Genomic DNA, 14365 nt, shown 5'->3' with positions numbered 1-14365 from the left:
AAAATGTAGATCGCACTGTTTATCATCAATCATATTTATATTTGAAATAAATCTTCAGTGCACGGATCCATCGATTTGCAAGAAATCTCTGCCTATCTTAAAAATACTCCCATCAACACATTGAACACATGGCCAATAATCTGATTAATCAGTAATGACAGATAAAAAATACCTAATTTATAAATGACGATATAACAAGTGTTTCAGCAATTAATTTAGAGTGACATATCCCATTAATCAATTTTTATAACTATGCTAGTTAAAATCGATTATTTTAGAAGCAATGATTATTTATTCTTAATAAAAAATAAATAATCATTGATCATTTTTCGCTCTTTTTTTTCTTAAAACGAAAAAATCTTAAAATAATAAGACTACAAGATATTATAAAGTACATCCATTTAATTACAGGATGTAAGTAATTATTTCTGACGCAGTGGTCAATTACGTTACAATAACCACCCTAAATTAAATTTGAGATTGGCAATGATGAAATACACCTATAAAGGATAAACCTAAATACCACTATATAACAATGTGTTATAAAGATTGTTAATATTTGCCGCCCCATTATGATCTGTTGTGACGATCAATCACTATATGATTAATAGCTACTAACTATCATTATCAGTCTATCCAAAGGTACAACCAGCTTTACCCATTTAGGATGTGGCTCTATATTCTAATAAGTCAATTTCACTTGAGGTGGTTTATTTATTCATTTAATTTTTATCTTTTTATTAATATTTCTCGTTATTTTAATATCAGTTAACACTGATTTTAAATTCGTTGATAAATAATATCTTGGTTGAGATTGTTTATTATATTTTATTTTTACTCGCGAGTGTTTTTTTTTATTTTTATAATTTAATGGTGAAATACCGCTCATTAATATTTATTGAAAATGAAGACATTATAGCATTTTATTTTAGCGCGATTTCTGGGGATACATATTTTTTTCAATATACTAAGTGATTTTTTGCTAACAGTGTAAGGAGCATTATTATGACCTTCATTACTACGCCGTCACACTATGCATTAGTGCACAGTGATCCCGGTGCATGTATTGATTCTCCGTGTATTTCACCTAAGCGGCTGAACGTGGCTACGGGTAAATTTATTCGTAATAAGCGAGTGAACCGAGGTTTTTCAGGGAAAGCACTTGGGGTGCAATTAAAAATTAGTCAGCAACATGTTTCACGTTATGAGCGTGGTGTTACGTCCATCAATCTTCACCAGCTCAACCAAATTTTGTCTATTTTATCGGTGTCGTGGGAGTGCTTTATTCAGGATGTGATTATTCCGCTGTCTCAACAGAATGAGGCTGAATTGGTAAAGGACGTTTCTAGCGTCTTTCGTTAACCGCTTACTAAATGTATAGGCATGTTGATATAGGGAGACGCGGCCTGGGGATTAAGGGCGCGTCATCACCGAGAATGAGGGCATCACCTTATGTGACTGTTTTCTGTATGGATGAATTGTGACCCCAAAATTATCCAGTCGAGCCGCACTCACTGAGTGCAGGAATGGTTGATTTTGGGGCTATAAATCGAAAGGTTGGCATAGGCCCATTTGCTAGCACTCATTAGCCCTAACCGAAATAAAATGGTAAAGGCACAAGGATGCAACACGTTAATTTTAAACTTATTTTCTATAAAGGAAATCATTGTATGAATATGAAAATCGTCGCAGCAACGTTATTAACCCTGGGTTTGAGTTCTGCTGTTGTTGCGAATGCCGCCACAAGTGCCGAGGTGACATTACAAGGCGCAATAACAAACAGCACCTGTAATCTGATTGTCAATGGTGGTAAGTCAACTCTTAATATGGGAGTTTTTAAAGGGGAAGACTTTAAAGGTAAAATTAACCAAAAAGTCGGCTCTACGGATATGCCCGTTTCTTTAACAGGATGTACGGCGGGTGAAACCGGCACGTTAATTGTTCAAGGAATGACATCCGTCAAAAATAATGACCAAAATATTTTTGTTAATAATGATGCCAATACAGTCGGTTTTATGGTGACTCAAAGTGATGGCTCAACCATTGTTAAAAATGGACAAGGTGTCGCTGTTAATTTAGGTAAAGAAGATACCACGGGACAATACACGTTTAAAGTGGGTATGGCATCCACCACTGAATCCCCTATAGGTGGCGCGTACACCGCCCCTATTTTAGTGGCTTATATCGTTAACTAATTTTCAAAAAAATAAACAGGCAGATAGAACACATCCGTTCTATCTGTTCTATTAATCCGTTAATGGGTCACGCGAATGGTTTTTTTTCGTTTCATCAACATCAGTTTTGTCGGTGTCTATTTCTTTTGCGCAAGTGTCTTTACTGGAATTTCATTGGATAGTACGCGACTTATTTTTTCTAATACGGATAAAGGGCAAACCATTGGGGTTACCAGTAGCCAGCAATCAACCGTCCCTTATTTGGTTAAAGCACAGGTTTTAGACGATATTAAGGGGAACAATACACAAACGCCTTTTTCCGTCTCGCCATCATTATTTCGTTTAGAAATTGGGGCGACAAACCAACTTCGTATTATTAAGACGGGCGATCAAATATTGCCGCATGACAAAGAGTCACTCTTTTATCTCCGAGTGATGGCTTTGCCTGCTCGGCACCCTGGGAATGAACCGTCTCAGTCAGACTCACAGAGTGCCGTTGTTGTCTCGACGGGCAGTATTATTAAATTATTTTATCGACCGAAAAATTTTGAAATCAGTCAACAGCAGGCCATGTCGTCATTAAAATTTTCACGACAAGGTCAGTCGTTAACAGTCAGTAATCCAAGCCCTTACTTTATCACATTGTCGTCTTTGCATGTGGGGGAAAATAATATCCATCTGAGTCTTGAGGCTCAAAATACCATGATCCCCCCGTTTGGGTCAGTGGTTTATCCGAATGTGAATACGGCGAACAAGATTACATGGCAAGCAATTAATGATCATGGCGGGGTGGAAAAATTTTATGCAAATATTCAATAGATTAGTGAGAACAGGCCTTGGGACAGGGGCTTATCTGATGAGCTTCTTGGGGAGCGCGTCAGCCGCAACCGTAAATTTCAGTGCACAAATAGCTTACGAAGGTGCTTGTGAAATTACAGTGACACCGACGATAACGTTTAATAACGGCCAAGCTATTTTACCCAGCCAAATTGAAGCAAAAGCCGATGTTACCAAGCAAACATTCAATTTAATACTTGCTAACTGTAAAGGTATAAAAGTCACCCCCAAAATTATCGTGAGTGGGAATGTCAACTCCACTTACGGTCAAGATTTATTTTTAGATTCAGGATCAACTGCGGTGGGATACGGTATTTTATTATCAACCGCAGGGAATACGACATTCCAAGCAAACTCAAACTTAGCCACAAACAAACAAATCTCAGCCGTTAAAAGTTGGAACGTCAATACCAATTTAGCAACCATCAATGGAACATTGCCACTCAGTGCGGCATTGACTTGTGCTAATTGCACCGCAGCGGATCGCGTTGGAGGTAAGTTGAATGCTAGCGTGACGTTTGATTTCCAGTATGAATGAGGTGAGTAATGCGACTGTTTTTTCTGAAATATGGCGCGATTGTTCTGGGAATTTTCATCGCCAATGCATTTGCCTCAACAACAAACCCAAGTGTTTTGATGGAGGCGGTGATCGCCAATAAAGGTGTTGGGTGTGAGATTACACTTCCCCAAACATTATTGCGATTTAAACCCCTTCAAGCGAATCAGTTAAAAGGGACCGTACAAACCTATGAGATCCAGCCTTTAATGGTCAGGTTAGCCTGTGTTAATGAAACTCAAATTCTTCAACCTAAATTAACATTGCAAGGTGTGACGCCTTATCCTACCGATAGTTATAAGGTGATTTTCTTAGATGAGAAAATCAACGGGATTGGTTTTATGGTCCGTCAAACTACCGATGGAAAACCCATCTCTTTGGCCGATTTTTACCGCCCGGATGTTGCTATCGGTAATACCACGACAGTCGTTTCACTGAATTCGTTAACGCCGGATAACCAATACCAGAGCGAATCAACCCTCTGGGTGGGCATGGTTGGGCCTTTTCAGTCAACGATTATCGCTGGGCGTTTTCAAGCCTCATTAATGTTAAATGTGATATTTGAGTAGGGTATTTAGCGGCAGGATAACGATAAAAAATGAAAACAGCACATTCGATGTATTTAGCCTTCTGTCTTGGCGGGGCTATCAGCGTATCCTCCCCAGCGTTATTCGCGGGTACAGCAAGCAGTGTATTAAATTTTACAACCCTATTTGCTGGAGGCGGGTGTGGTATCAGTGTTCCGCCAACTATTCAATTTAACAATGGAAATCCACTATTACCTTCCGAGATTGAAGCCGCAACAGAAGCGGGAACCCCTAAAACATCGGCCTCTTTTAATATTATGTTGAGTAATTGCAGCGGGTGGGGGCTTATCCCCAAAATTAAAGTGACGGGGGATAAAACGACGGCGTTTGGCTCAACATTATTTCGATCGAATCAATTAGGCTCTGGGGATTCCGATGGGTACGGTGTCTACCTAAAAACAGACGGCAATACGTCATTTAAACAAAACAACAATTTAGGATACAACGGTACCATCTCAGCCAATGAGAATTGGTCGACAGAAAAGCAACTTGCCACTATTGATACCTCGATCCCCATTTTTGCCGTATTACGCTGTGGTAATTGTGTCTATGGGGCACGTCAAGGCGGTAAATTTTCTGCCACAGTGACGTTCACATTTCTCTATGACTAAGGACATAAATATGCTCAATCAATATTCCACACTTAAGGTGGCTATCGTCGCTGGCTTTATTTCCCTTTTTTTTGCCAGTATTAAAGTGGGGTTAGCGGAGGGCGGAATAAGCCTGAGCCAAACCCGCGTCGTGTTTGAACAAAACGCTAAAAGCAAGAAAGTGCTTATTAATAACCAAAGTGATCAAGTTTACCTTATCGATAGTCGTGTTCTATCGACCCCCGATGGGCTCGCGAGATCAACAGACCGTCTCCCTTTTATGGTCACGCCCCCGTTATTTCGTCTTGAAAAAAACAGTAATAATGCGGTGCTAATTAACCGCAATGATACGTCAACCTTAGCAAAAGATCGCGAATCTCTTTTTTATTTGAGTTTTTTGGCGATCCCGTCGGTAAAACCCTCCGCTGAATCGGCAGAAAGCCCCGAGATAACAACCACTCAGGTATCGTTTGGTATACGTACGGTGATCAAATTATTTTATCGGCCGACAGGGTTAGACATGCCAGTTTCCCTTGCGCCAGAAAAATTAACCGTTAAGCAAGGTAAAAATCAATTACAGATTACAAATCCGACACCGTATTACCTGACGTTAGCGGAACTTTTCGTTAATGACCAACCGATAAGTATTCGAGAACAAGGTGCCATGCTGGCCCCCTTCTCAACGCAATATTATAACGCCCCCCAAGTTATCATTAAACAGGTTTCATGGTCAGTCATCAACGATTTTGGTGGTCTTAGTCAGAGGTTTACATGGACAAATACAGTAACGCAATGAGCCTATGTCGCGGTGTGACAATTATCTGGTGTGGTCTTTTATGGGGATGCCTATTGAGTGGTATGACGGCCCAGGCTAACGAATTGGATAATCAAGCTGGTATTGCATTACAAAGTACGCGGGTGATTTACACGGGCAATGCAAAAAAAGGGATCTCTTTTACTGTTACGAATAACACGTCAAACGTGTATCTCTTGCAGTCTCGAGTACTACCTTGGTCGAATGGGGGGGATGGATCCTTAGACAAGGCGCACCAGATGACAGAAAAATCAGCGGTTTCTTCTCCTTTTATTGTTCTTCCGCCACTGGTGAGAGTTAATCCCAAAGAGCAAATGACGCTACGAATTCGGCTGATTGATAGTCACTTATCCTCAGATAAGGAGTCTGTTTTTATGTTGGCATTAAAAGCCATTCCAAGCCAATCGCCAAGTAGAGCAGGAAAAATGGACAGCGGGAGTGCTCAAGTTATTTTAGCGCTGCAAAATAATCTTAAATTATTTTATCGCCCCGACCATCTATTGAATATGGATATAGACGCCCAAGCAAAGGGACTGCAATTTTCTTTTGAGCACAGCGTACTTCGTATCGACAACCCGACACCGTATTACATTACGGTCAGTGATGTGGATATTGATGGCATACCGGTTTTGCTCACAACCGCTAATATGCTGGCGCCTTTCTCTTCTCGAGATTATGAGACGTCAATCACGACAGGGAAAATGGGCGTGGTGACTTGGCGAATGATTACCGATGAAGGCGTGAAGAGCCAGGAATATAAGCAGCCGCTGTCCTTAAAGGCACGGTGACCCCTGATGGTTTCTATCGGGATATTGGCGGTTCATTTCCCGTATTTCTGTTTTGATGATGAGAATTGATGTATGCAAGGGATAAAGCGAAGAGACCTTATGATGGTAACGAGGATGCCGAGATTACCACTTTTTTTCTATTTTTGTACGTTAAGTTCGGGGGCTACGCTGGGCGTCTCGTCTTGGGTTTTCGCTGACGACTATTTTGACCCCAGCTTTTTGAGTATCAGTGGTGAGCATGACGCTGTCGATTTGTCCGTTTTTGAGAAAGAGGGCAGCATTGCTGAAGGGAATTATACGGTCTCGGTGTTCGTTAATAACCAAGATATGGGGCAATTTGATCTCACCTTTGAACGTAATAGCCAAGACAGAATTTCACCTTTGTTAACCCCTAAATTACTCAAGGCATGGGGCGTTAATGTTGCCAATCTGCCCGAGCTTAAGTCATTATCCCAAGATACCCCATTAAATAACGTATCGGCGTATATCCCTTATGCCACGTCAACCTTAGATTTGGCGCGTTTACGCCTTGATATTAGTGTCCCTCAAGTCGCCATGGATCCCGAGTATATAAGAGGCGATAATCCAACCTTATGGGATAATGGTATCCCCGCATTATTATTAAACTATAACATCAGTGCAGGTCGAAATCGAAATTCGCCATCAAACGGCAGCACCACGCAGTCAGATAACATATTTGCGTCTGTTCGAGGGGGGATAAACCTAGCGTCTTGGCGTTTACGCAGTACTGCGACGTATACTCGAACAAAAAATAACGGGACAGATAATAACGCTAACCGTGTTGAACAACAGACGCGCTTTTCGGATACCTATTTATTTAGAGATATTCGTCGATTACGTTCTACTTTATTGATGGGCGAAGCGAGTACTGGGGGGGTAGTGTTTGATAGTGTTCAATTTAAGGGCATCACATTACAGTCAGACGAACAAATGTTACCCAGTCAATTACGGGGATATGCCCCTAGCATTAGCGGTATTGCCAATACGAATGCGCGAGTCACGATACGACAAAATGGTAATGTTATTTATGAAACCTATGTCGCCCCGGGCCCTTTCTATATCAATGACATTCAGCAAGCAGGGTTATCTGGTGACTATGATGTTTTAGTGACAGAGTCTAACGGCACAGAGCGACGTTTTACTGTGCCGTATACCGCATTACCCTCCATGTTACGCCCTGGCGGATGGAAATATGAGTTAACGGCGGGACGTTATAACGGGGCATTAACACAAGGATCTCGTCACTCTAATTTTATATTAGGCACGTTGATGTACGGGTTGAAAAATGGGATCACTGGATTTGGTGGTGCATTACTCGCTCCCGATTATCAAGCCGTTAACGGGGGAGCGGGCGTGTCTCTTGGTACCTTTGGCGCAATCTCTGCAGACATGACCCATTCTATTGCAAGGTTATCTGTCAACGCCGATGAGACTCGCCAAAGGACAGGGCAATCCTACCGTTTACGGTATTCTAAAAGTTTGATGGCCACCGGTACTTCGGTCGACTTGACGGCGTTACGTTATTCTACGGAACACTTTTATAATTTTAGTGAATTTAATAGTCAAGGTTATAGTCTCGATTCAGGGCTTAATCCTTGGACATTACAACGCCGGCGTAGCAGCTTTCAAACCCAACTGAGCCAGCAACTAGGCGAATATGGAACATTGCGTTTTCGTGCTAATCGGGATGATTATTGGGGAAATAGCAAAACGTTAACTGGGTTGTCTTTTGGCTATAGTGGCACAGCAAAGGGGATCAGTTTTGGCCTTAATTATAACATCGATAGAATAAAAGATACGCGGGGGCGTTGGCCCGAAAATCGCCAGGTTAGCCTGAATATCAGTATTCCTTTTCGGATTTTTGGGCATGATGACGGGTTAGCGTCGCTTTATGCGACGGCCACCACAACCCATGATAACCAAGGCCGGACCACTAATCAAATGGGGATCAGTGGGAATACATTGGACAGTGCAATGTCATATAGCTTCGCTCAGAGTTGGGGAAATCAAAATCAAACCGCGGTGAGTAATGCCAACATCGGGTATCAAGGGAGCAAAGGCTCGCTGAGCGGTGGGTATAGCTATAGTAATGAGACGCGAGCAGTCAATATGAATGCGAGTGGCGGTCTATTAGCGCATTCCGGCGGTATCACCTTTTCGAGCTCGCTCGGTGATTCCGTCGCGCTGATCTATGCCCCCGAGGCTTCAGGAACTCGCTTAATGAACGGTTATGATAAGGTCGATTGGCAAGGTTATGCCGTGGTTCCGTATTTATCAAACTACATGCAAAATAGTGTCGGCATTGATCCGACAACGCTCCCAGACGATGTGGATGTCACCTATTCTAATGCTAACGTTTATCCGACCAAAGGCGCGGTCATCAAAGTCGACATTGCTACCCACGCAGGCTATCAAGTCTTGATGAATCTTCAACAATCGGATCACCAACCGCTGCCTTTTGGGGCGATTGCCACCCTTATTACTGATAATCCGTCAGAAGAGACGGCGATTAATGGCATTGTGAGTGACGGTGGACAGGTTTATTTAGCGGGGTTACCTGAAAAAGGTGAACTCCTTGTCAAGTGGGGGAATGAACCCGATCGTCAATGCCGCGTAAGGTTCGAATTGGGTTCATTAAAGATAACGCCAGACAACCCGATACGTAAAGCAACTTACCGTTGTGAATAAGATAAATCTGCCCATTGAGTGTGAGCGGCTTTTATCAGTCATCGCCCTAAATATTATTGTTTTTATAAGAGTATATCCGATGAAAAGTGCACGTAATTTTTTCTTTTCTTTTTTCTGTCACGTATTGTTTTTAACATCTTGCTTGCATATTTCTGTGAGTTCGGCAGCAACCTACACCGTCAAGGCGGGGGCTTTTCAGCCATTAGACGTGGGCGATACTTGGACGACATCTATACCAGCAAAAAATTTTGCTAAATATGAAAGCGCTGGTCCAAATATGGTGGGGTTTACTGGATCAGTCGATTCAACAGGTTTGTGCTCTGGTACCGTAAATAAGTGGAGTACTGATACCTATTCTATTTATCCTGTTGTGTCACTCGATGGGTACTATGGTATAAAAATAGCTGAAGGGGTTATTTTAGTGCCGATGAATTTAAATGTCACGGCTTCCGGCGGCTTTGCGAACAGTGTTACTGGCAATGAGACTGATATCAAAAAATACAACTCGAGTGTGAGTACCAACGGTAAAGGACTGAGAAATAATGTTGGGACAAAGTCCAATCCTACTCTTTGGTGCAGTATTTTACAAGACATTGGTGAGCCATACCGGTGGGTTCGAATCGAAGGCGGTTCGGGGACCTCGACGGGCTCAGTCAGCTGGGGCGTTTACGCTTCATCGACCGCCGCAGCGGGAACGTACACAATACCAAAGCTATTTATAGGGCAAGGATTAATAAATGATAGTGGTACCGTTCAATACACCGCATCTACTTTACAAGGGAGTTCAATTACGGTGAGGCGACCTTTGGCGTGTCAAATCGTCTCACCAACCTCAATTGATTTTGGAACCGTTAATATTACTGGGAAGTCAGCAGATCAACTCTTGGCTACACAGTCTAAAGATTTAGAAATTAATTGTGCCTCAGATACGGTTGATGCGGTCGCTGATATGACCCTTGCTTTTTCTGGCCAATTTCCTGAAGGCAATTATTGGGGGCGTTTAAGTGTGACAAACAGTGATAGTCAAGTGATGGGGTATATCAGAGGTCGATACATTAATGCCAGTGGTTCTTGTGCTCCAGATACCGTCAATGAGGTTGGTTTTAATGGAACGAGTGGCACGAAGACGATTAAAGGCGTACAAAACGGTATAACTAAAGTGCCGATGACCTGGTCACTGTGTTCCAATGGGGCTAGTTTACTCGGCCGTGGTAATGCACAAGCCACAATTAATATTAATTGGGATTAAGTAATGAATGTATTTTAGTCGAGCCATTTACGCTAACGTGTATATTGCTAACTGACTTTCATGGGGCTTAATAGTTAGCGCTTGGCTATCTTCTCAATTTTTCAATCTGTGTGTTTAGCCATGATTAGACTTCACTTTTAAACCCGTGGGAGTGAGTCCTCATTTAATGGACTTAGGACACACTCCCTGTCTTGAGAATTCAACAAGACGCGTTGCAAAATACATAGAAGAGCTGGTTATTTATCTGCGTACGACTTACCCTTATTCACGACACTCAGTAAATTCAACTCGTACAGCGCACACCTTAATTAAGTAACATCTCGTGATCTTTTTTTACGAACTGAATGATAACGTTGAGTTAGAACTATTATTTCGACGTAAAAACATTCAAAGACAGTGAGGATGACCCGCAATGGGTGTGTTCAAAAACGGATAAAAATAAAATGGATCGTTCTGATGATGAGGTCGCTAACGACGCAATAAAAAGCATCGATAGCGGTGGTAAGTGTTTTTGAAGTGATTGACTAATAGCTCGTAACGCGTTATGAAGAAAATAAAATGACGTTATAACCGATTAAGAAATCAAGGTTTAACGGTCCAATCGCCTTGATTGGTTTTAATGACAATCTCGATAATGTCACAATTGTAATTCGTCCTACTCATACCGTTATAAATCATATAACGGTATGTTTGTGTTTTACCAAATGGCAATGCGTAAGGACGAACGGGGTTACCAACACTATCTCAGCATTGTCCCCGATTGACTTGCACAGTATTAATCGTGAGTTTATCCACCGTGCTTGTGATGTTAACGGTACGATACACAGTCCCTGAACTCTGTTGTGTACCGGAAGTAATTTTCATTGGTAATTGAGACGCAAAACTGGCCACCGCTTTAGAATTTTCCCAATATCTTTTTTCAGATTCGTTTGGGGGTAACCCGCCGTTATATTCGTGAGGTCTGAGTGTGCTGTAATATCCGACAATATAATCCGTTATGCTATGAACTGCATCACTAAAGCTTATGTAGCCTGTTACCGGTACCCACTCGTTTTTAGGCTTCTGAAAAACCGCTCCATCGGGCTGTTATCCCAACAGTTTCTGCGTCGGCTCATACTCTGTGTTATCCGATAACGCCATAGTAACTGCCGGAACTGTCTACTGGTATAGTGGCTACCCTGATCGCTGTGGAACATGACATTCGTTGGATATCCTCGTCTTTCCCAAGCCATTTCCAGTGCTTTGATTGTCAACCGACTATTAGGCAAAAACGAAATAGCCCATCCAATGGGTTTTCGAGCGAACAAGTCGAGTACAACAGCGAGATATGCCCAACGTTTTCCTGTCCAGATATAAGTCACGTCGCCATACCACACCTGATTGGGCTCAGCGACCGCAAACTGACGTTCAAGATGATTCGGTATAACAATATGTTCTTGTCTACTGCGTTTATAGCGGTGCCTCGGTTGCTGACAGCTTACAAGTCCGAGTTTTTTCATGAGCCTACCGGCAAGCCTCTGTATGTTGCCATTATAGCGATACTCCTTGCGCCTGCTGAGCCATGACTAAGGTGGTGGGGCTCCTGAGCTTCCCAATTAACGTAAATTGTTCAGGGAGTCTGACATCAAGAGCGCGGTAGCCTTTTTTAATATTTCGTTTTCCATTTCAATACGTTGAAGTTTTTTCTTTAATTCACGTATTTCAATTTGCTCGGGCGTGATGGGGGTGCCTTTGGCGTTTTTCCCGCCCGCTCGTCTCGTAACTGTTTTACCCATCGAGTCATGGTGGGAAGACCAATATTCATCGCTTTAGCTGCATCAGCAATCGTATAGTTCTGATCCACAACCAGCTGGGCGGATTCGTGTTTAAATTCTGCACTGAAATTGCGTTTTTTCATTAAGGCATCTTTATTGTTATGAGGTGAGCATATCACCTCTATTCAGGTGGCCAAATTTATTAAGCCACTTCAATTTGATATTTTTGCTCAAAAACGTCGTCGGTTAAAAGAAGCGGAAGGAGCGAGAGCGAATATCGCGGCGCTGAAAGATTTACTGAAAATAGGAAAGTAGAAAAATAGTAGAATCACTATTTTTAGTTAAATTGCTAAAATTAGCTTAGTACCTGAGGTGGTCGTAGTAAACAAGAGGGAACTCATACTCACTAACGGTTCATAACCACGAAAAGTGTACTAAGAACCTTTTAGTATTAGTGAGTCATTACAGGTTTTAGTTAGGTTGATTCCCTAACTAAAAATCAGCCTTAGAGAAACCAGTCATAACATCCAGTTCCATTTCGCGGCCTAATGCCGTCATTGGATGGACAATTATCAAACCTCGCACGGACTTCTTCAGCTTGCCAAGATCGGCTTGTTCTTTCTTAGTGATTGGGCGTTTGAATGGCATATCGACTAACTTCTGTGCTTCTTTGCTGAGCTTTTGGTTACGCACTGCTTTCAGGCGAGTAACTTCAGTTTCCAACGTCACTTTTTCTTTTTCGAGTTCTGCGTATTTTTCTGCATCGCTCGTCAGTTGCATACTTGCCATCTGGTGACGAATAAGGTCTAAGCGGTCGCTAAGAAGCTTAATTTGTGTTTTTTCAATTTCTTTCATTATTTAATTAACCGTGAATAAATTTCTTGTCGGCAAGTATACACTATTTCGTATTAGAGGGTGAAAAGGGATATAGACTAACACCCCATGTGAGGACGCCTTTATCGCTCATCATTCATGCAATGAAAACAACATAATTACCTTATAAATCAACTTATCACTCAACCACTCACAATTCTGTTTTTTTATGCCTTAGTGATATCATGATTAAGTGCTTGCATTTCGGTATCATCACTGACCTTTCTGACATATTATATTTAATTTTCTGAAAAATTATTATTTTTAGTTAATTTATCGTTGGTATATAGCAAAATATAACGAGGTATAGATGAGATCATAATGACTAAACGTAAATTTATTACACGTACAGAGGTGAATTCTTTATTGGATGCTACAAAGCAAGGTCGCTATCCTAATCGCGATTATTGCTTGTTATTAATGAGCTTTTTGCATGGGTTAAGAGTTAGCGAGCTCACTCATATCACAATGGCTGATATTGATTTAGTGCAGAAAGTGATATTTATTAGGAGACTAAAAGGAGGGCTGTCTACCGTACAGCCTATAATTCCCGAAGAGTTTAATGCGATTGAAAAATGGCTAGCTGAAAGAGATTCTTGGAAAACAGCGGGATCAGATTGTTTATTTATTTCACAAAAGGGAAGCCAAATTTCTCGTTATCAAATTTATCGTTTATTTGAGCAGTATGGAAAAATAGCTGGGCTTCCTGTAAAGCTTCATCCTCATATGCTAAGGCATGCATGCGGCTATGCATTAGCTGATTTGGGCCGGGATACACGATTAATTCAAGATTATTTAGGGCATCGAAATATCGCTCATACTGTAATTTATACTGCGAGTAATGAAAAAAGGTTTAGTGGTATTTGGTTGAATCAATAAGCAATTTAATGACTTGTATCAACATAAGGCTAGCACTAAACATAATAATATGAACTAAACACCAAGAATACCTCAGTTATTTAGGCAATTGATTTGATAAAACTGAGGTATTCTTGTGCATATTAAGGGCAATAATTATTTTGAAAGCCACAAACAACATACTCAACTAATTTATTTCACAGCCTTTAAAAATAAAATTAGTTAATAATTTTATTTATTCTTTTTTTTTTTGAATTATCATGATTTAATTACTCCAATTAAGAGTGACAGCAAATCACTTTCGTTGTTAACTAATTGTTATCATATTTTAATCATTTTTTTTACAATAATAGTCCATTTTTGATTGCTAAATAAAGCCACTCTGTGAAATGGTAGGATGTAAGTGAAATTATTTAGATGATAAATTCATGTTTTTGGTTTTTGTAAGTTAAAAACTTTTAATTTCCGCTGTAAAATACAGCAATATAATATATAACAAAAAAATTAATCAATTATCAATGATAATCAATTGGATAAATAAAATATCTATAAAAATCAATCTATAATGCAACATAA

The 14365-nt window shown here is 40.9% G+C and carries 12 protein-coding genes and 1 pseudogene; 11 read left to right on the top strand and 2 right to left on the bottom strand.

Translation table 11 applies throughout. From position 1 onward, the window contains the following. The first annotated feature begins 1005 nt into the window (after nt 1–1005). The 10 genes from PR725_RS14425 to PR725_RS14380 all read left to right on the top strand — a co-directional run bounded on the left by PR725_RS14425 (nt 1006) and on the right by PR725_RS14380 (nt 10304). A complete protein-coding gene (locus tag PR725_RS14425) occupies nt 1006–1362 on the top strand; it encodes a helix-turn-helix domain-containing protein (RefSeq protein WP_109912292.1) in 357 nt (118 codons plus the stop codon). A 308-nt stretch (nt 1363–1670) separates the two neighbouring features. Further along, a complete protein-coding gene (locus PR725_RS14420) occupies nt 1671–2195 on the top strand; it encodes a fimbrial protein (RefSeq protein ID WP_109912293.1) in 525 nt (174 codons plus the stop codon). A 75-nt stretch (nt 2196–2270) separates the two neighbouring features. Then, the gene (locus tag PR725_RS14415) at nt 2271–2993 is read left to right on the top strand and encodes a fimbrial biogenesis chaperone (protein ID WP_272569523.1); all 723 of its coding nucleotides are present in this window, start codon (nt 2271–2273) and stop codon (nt 2991–2993) included. Further along, nucleotides 2977–3549, top strand: coding sequence for a fimbrial protein (locus PR725_RS14410; RefSeq protein WP_196719955.1), 573 nt, complete (start codon nt 2977–2979; stop codon nt 3547–3549). Before PR725_RS14415 ends, PR725_RS14410 begins: the two co-directional genes overlap by 17 nt. Before the next feature lie 8 nt (nt 3550–3557). Continuing rightward, entirely contained in the window at nt 3558–4136 is a 579-nt protein-coding gene (locus tag PR725_RS14405; protein WP_117162896.1) for a fimbrial protein, read from the top strand. A gap of 29 nt (nt 4137–4165) precedes the next feature. Beyond that, nucleotides 4166–4765 carry a fimbrial protein gene (locus tag PR725_RS14400; protein WP_109912297.1) on the top strand — a complete coding sequence of 200 codons (600 nt, stop codon included), beginning with the start codon at nt 4166–4168 and terminating at the stop codon, nt 4763–4765. A 10-nt stretch (nt 4766–4775) separates the two neighbouring features. Beyond that, on the top strand, nt 4776–5540 hold the full coding sequence (locus PR725_RS14395; protein ID WP_109912298.1) for a fimbrial biogenesis chaperone: 765 nt from the start codon (nt 4776–4778) through the stop codon (nt 5538–5540). Beyond that, complete coding sequence (locus PR725_RS14390) at nt 5516–6346, top strand: fimbrial biogenesis chaperone (protein ID WP_117162897.1); 831 nt, start codon at nt 5516–5518, stop codon at nt 6344–6346. Before PR725_RS14395 ends, PR725_RS14390 begins: the two co-directional genes overlap by 25 nt. A 114-nt stretch (nt 6347–6460) precedes the next feature. Next, the gene (locus PR725_RS14385; protein ID WP_272569519.1) at nt 6461–9055 is read left to right on the top strand and encodes a fimbria/pilus outer membrane usher protein; all 2595 of its coding nucleotides are present in this window, start codon (nt 6461–6463) and stop codon (nt 9053–9055) included. 79 nt (nt 9056–9134) lie between these two features. Then, nucleotides 9135–10304 carry a hypothetical protein gene (locus PR725_RS14380; protein WP_109912300.1) on the top strand — a complete coding sequence of 390 codons (1170 nt, stop codon included), beginning with the start codon at nt 9135–9137 and terminating at the stop codon, nt 10302–10304. An 876-nt stretch (nt 10305–11180) separates the two neighbouring features. On the opposite strand, the pseudogene PR725_RS14375 reads toward PR725_RS14380, so the two are convergent. Together PR725_RS14375 and PR725_RS14370 are read right to left on the bottom strand one after the other, a co-directional pair. After that, a pseudogene (locus PR725_RS14375) lies at nt 11181–12201 on the bottom strand (IS3 family transposase); the annotation flags it as partial. Nucleotides 12202–12550: 349 nt separating this feature from the next. Further along, complete coding sequence (locus PR725_RS14370; protein WP_109912301.1) at nt 12551–12913, bottom strand: YibL family ribosome-associated protein; 363 nt, start codon at nt 12911–12913, stop codon at nt 12551–12553. A gap of 339 nt (nt 12914–13252) precedes the next feature. On the opposite strand from PR725_RS14370, the gene PR725_RS14365 reads away from it, so the two are divergent. Continuing rightward, the gene (locus PR725_RS14365) at nt 13253–13810 is read left to right on the top strand and encodes a tyrosine-type DNA invertase (RefSeq protein WP_004266220.1); all 558 of its coding nucleotides are present in this window, start codon (nt 13253–13255) and stop codon (nt 13808–13810) included. Nucleotides 13811–14365 lie beyond the last annotated feature (555 nt).

The organism is Providencia sp. PROV255, from assembly GCF_028478065.1.
Lineage (GTDB): Bacteria > Pseudomonadota > Gammaproteobacteria > Enterobacterales > Enterobacteriaceae > Providencia > Providencia rettgeri.
Note: the sequence above shows the minus strand (reverse complement) of the source record. Positions and strands in the feature narration are given on the sequence as shown.

Coding starts and splice junctions, on each gene's coding strand:
- PR725_RS14425 (WP_109912292.1), top strand. CDS start 1,006: ATGACCTTCATTACTACGCCGTCACACTATGCATTAGTGCACAGTGAT.
- PR725_RS14420 (WP_109912293.1), top strand. CDS start 1,671: ATGAATATGAAAATCGTCGCAGCAACGTTATTAACCCTGGGTTTGAGT.
- PR725_RS14415 (WP_272569523.1), top strand. CDS start 2,271: ATGGTTTTTTTTCGTTTCATCAACATCAGTTTTGTCGGTGTCTATTTC.
- PR725_RS14410 (WP_196719955.1), top strand. CDS start 2,977: ATGCAAATATTCAATAGATTAGTGAGAACAGGCCTTGGGACAGGGGCT.
- PR725_RS14405 (WP_117162896.1), top strand. CDS start 3,558: ATGCGACTGTTTTTTCTGAAATATGGCGCGATTGTTCTGGGAATTTTC.
- PR725_RS14400 (WP_109912297.1), top strand. CDS start 4,166: ATGAAAACAGCACATTCGATGTATTTAGCCTTCTGTCTTGGCGGGGCT.
- PR725_RS14395 (WP_109912298.1), top strand. CDS start 4,776: ATGCTCAATCAATATTCCACACTTAAGGTGGCTATCGTCGCTGGCTTT.
- PR725_RS14390 (WP_117162897.1), top strand. CDS start 5,516: ATGGACAAATACAGTAACGCAATGAGCCTATGTCGCGGTGTGACAATT.
- PR725_RS14385 (WP_272569519.1), top strand. CDS start 6,461: ATGCCGAGATTACCACTTTTTTTCTATTTTTGTACGTTAAGTTCGGGG.
- PR725_RS14380 (WP_109912300.1), top strand. CDS start 9,135: ATGAAAAGTGCACGTAATTTTTTCTTTTCTTTTTTCTGTCACGTATTG.
- PR725_RS14370 (WP_109912301.1), bottom strand. CDS start 12,913: ATGAAAGAAATTGAAAAAACACAAATTAAGCTTCTTAGCGACCGCTTA.
- PR725_RS14365 (WP_004266220.1), top strand. CDS start 13,253: ATGACTAAACGTAAATTTATTACACGTACAGAGGTGAATTCTTTATTG.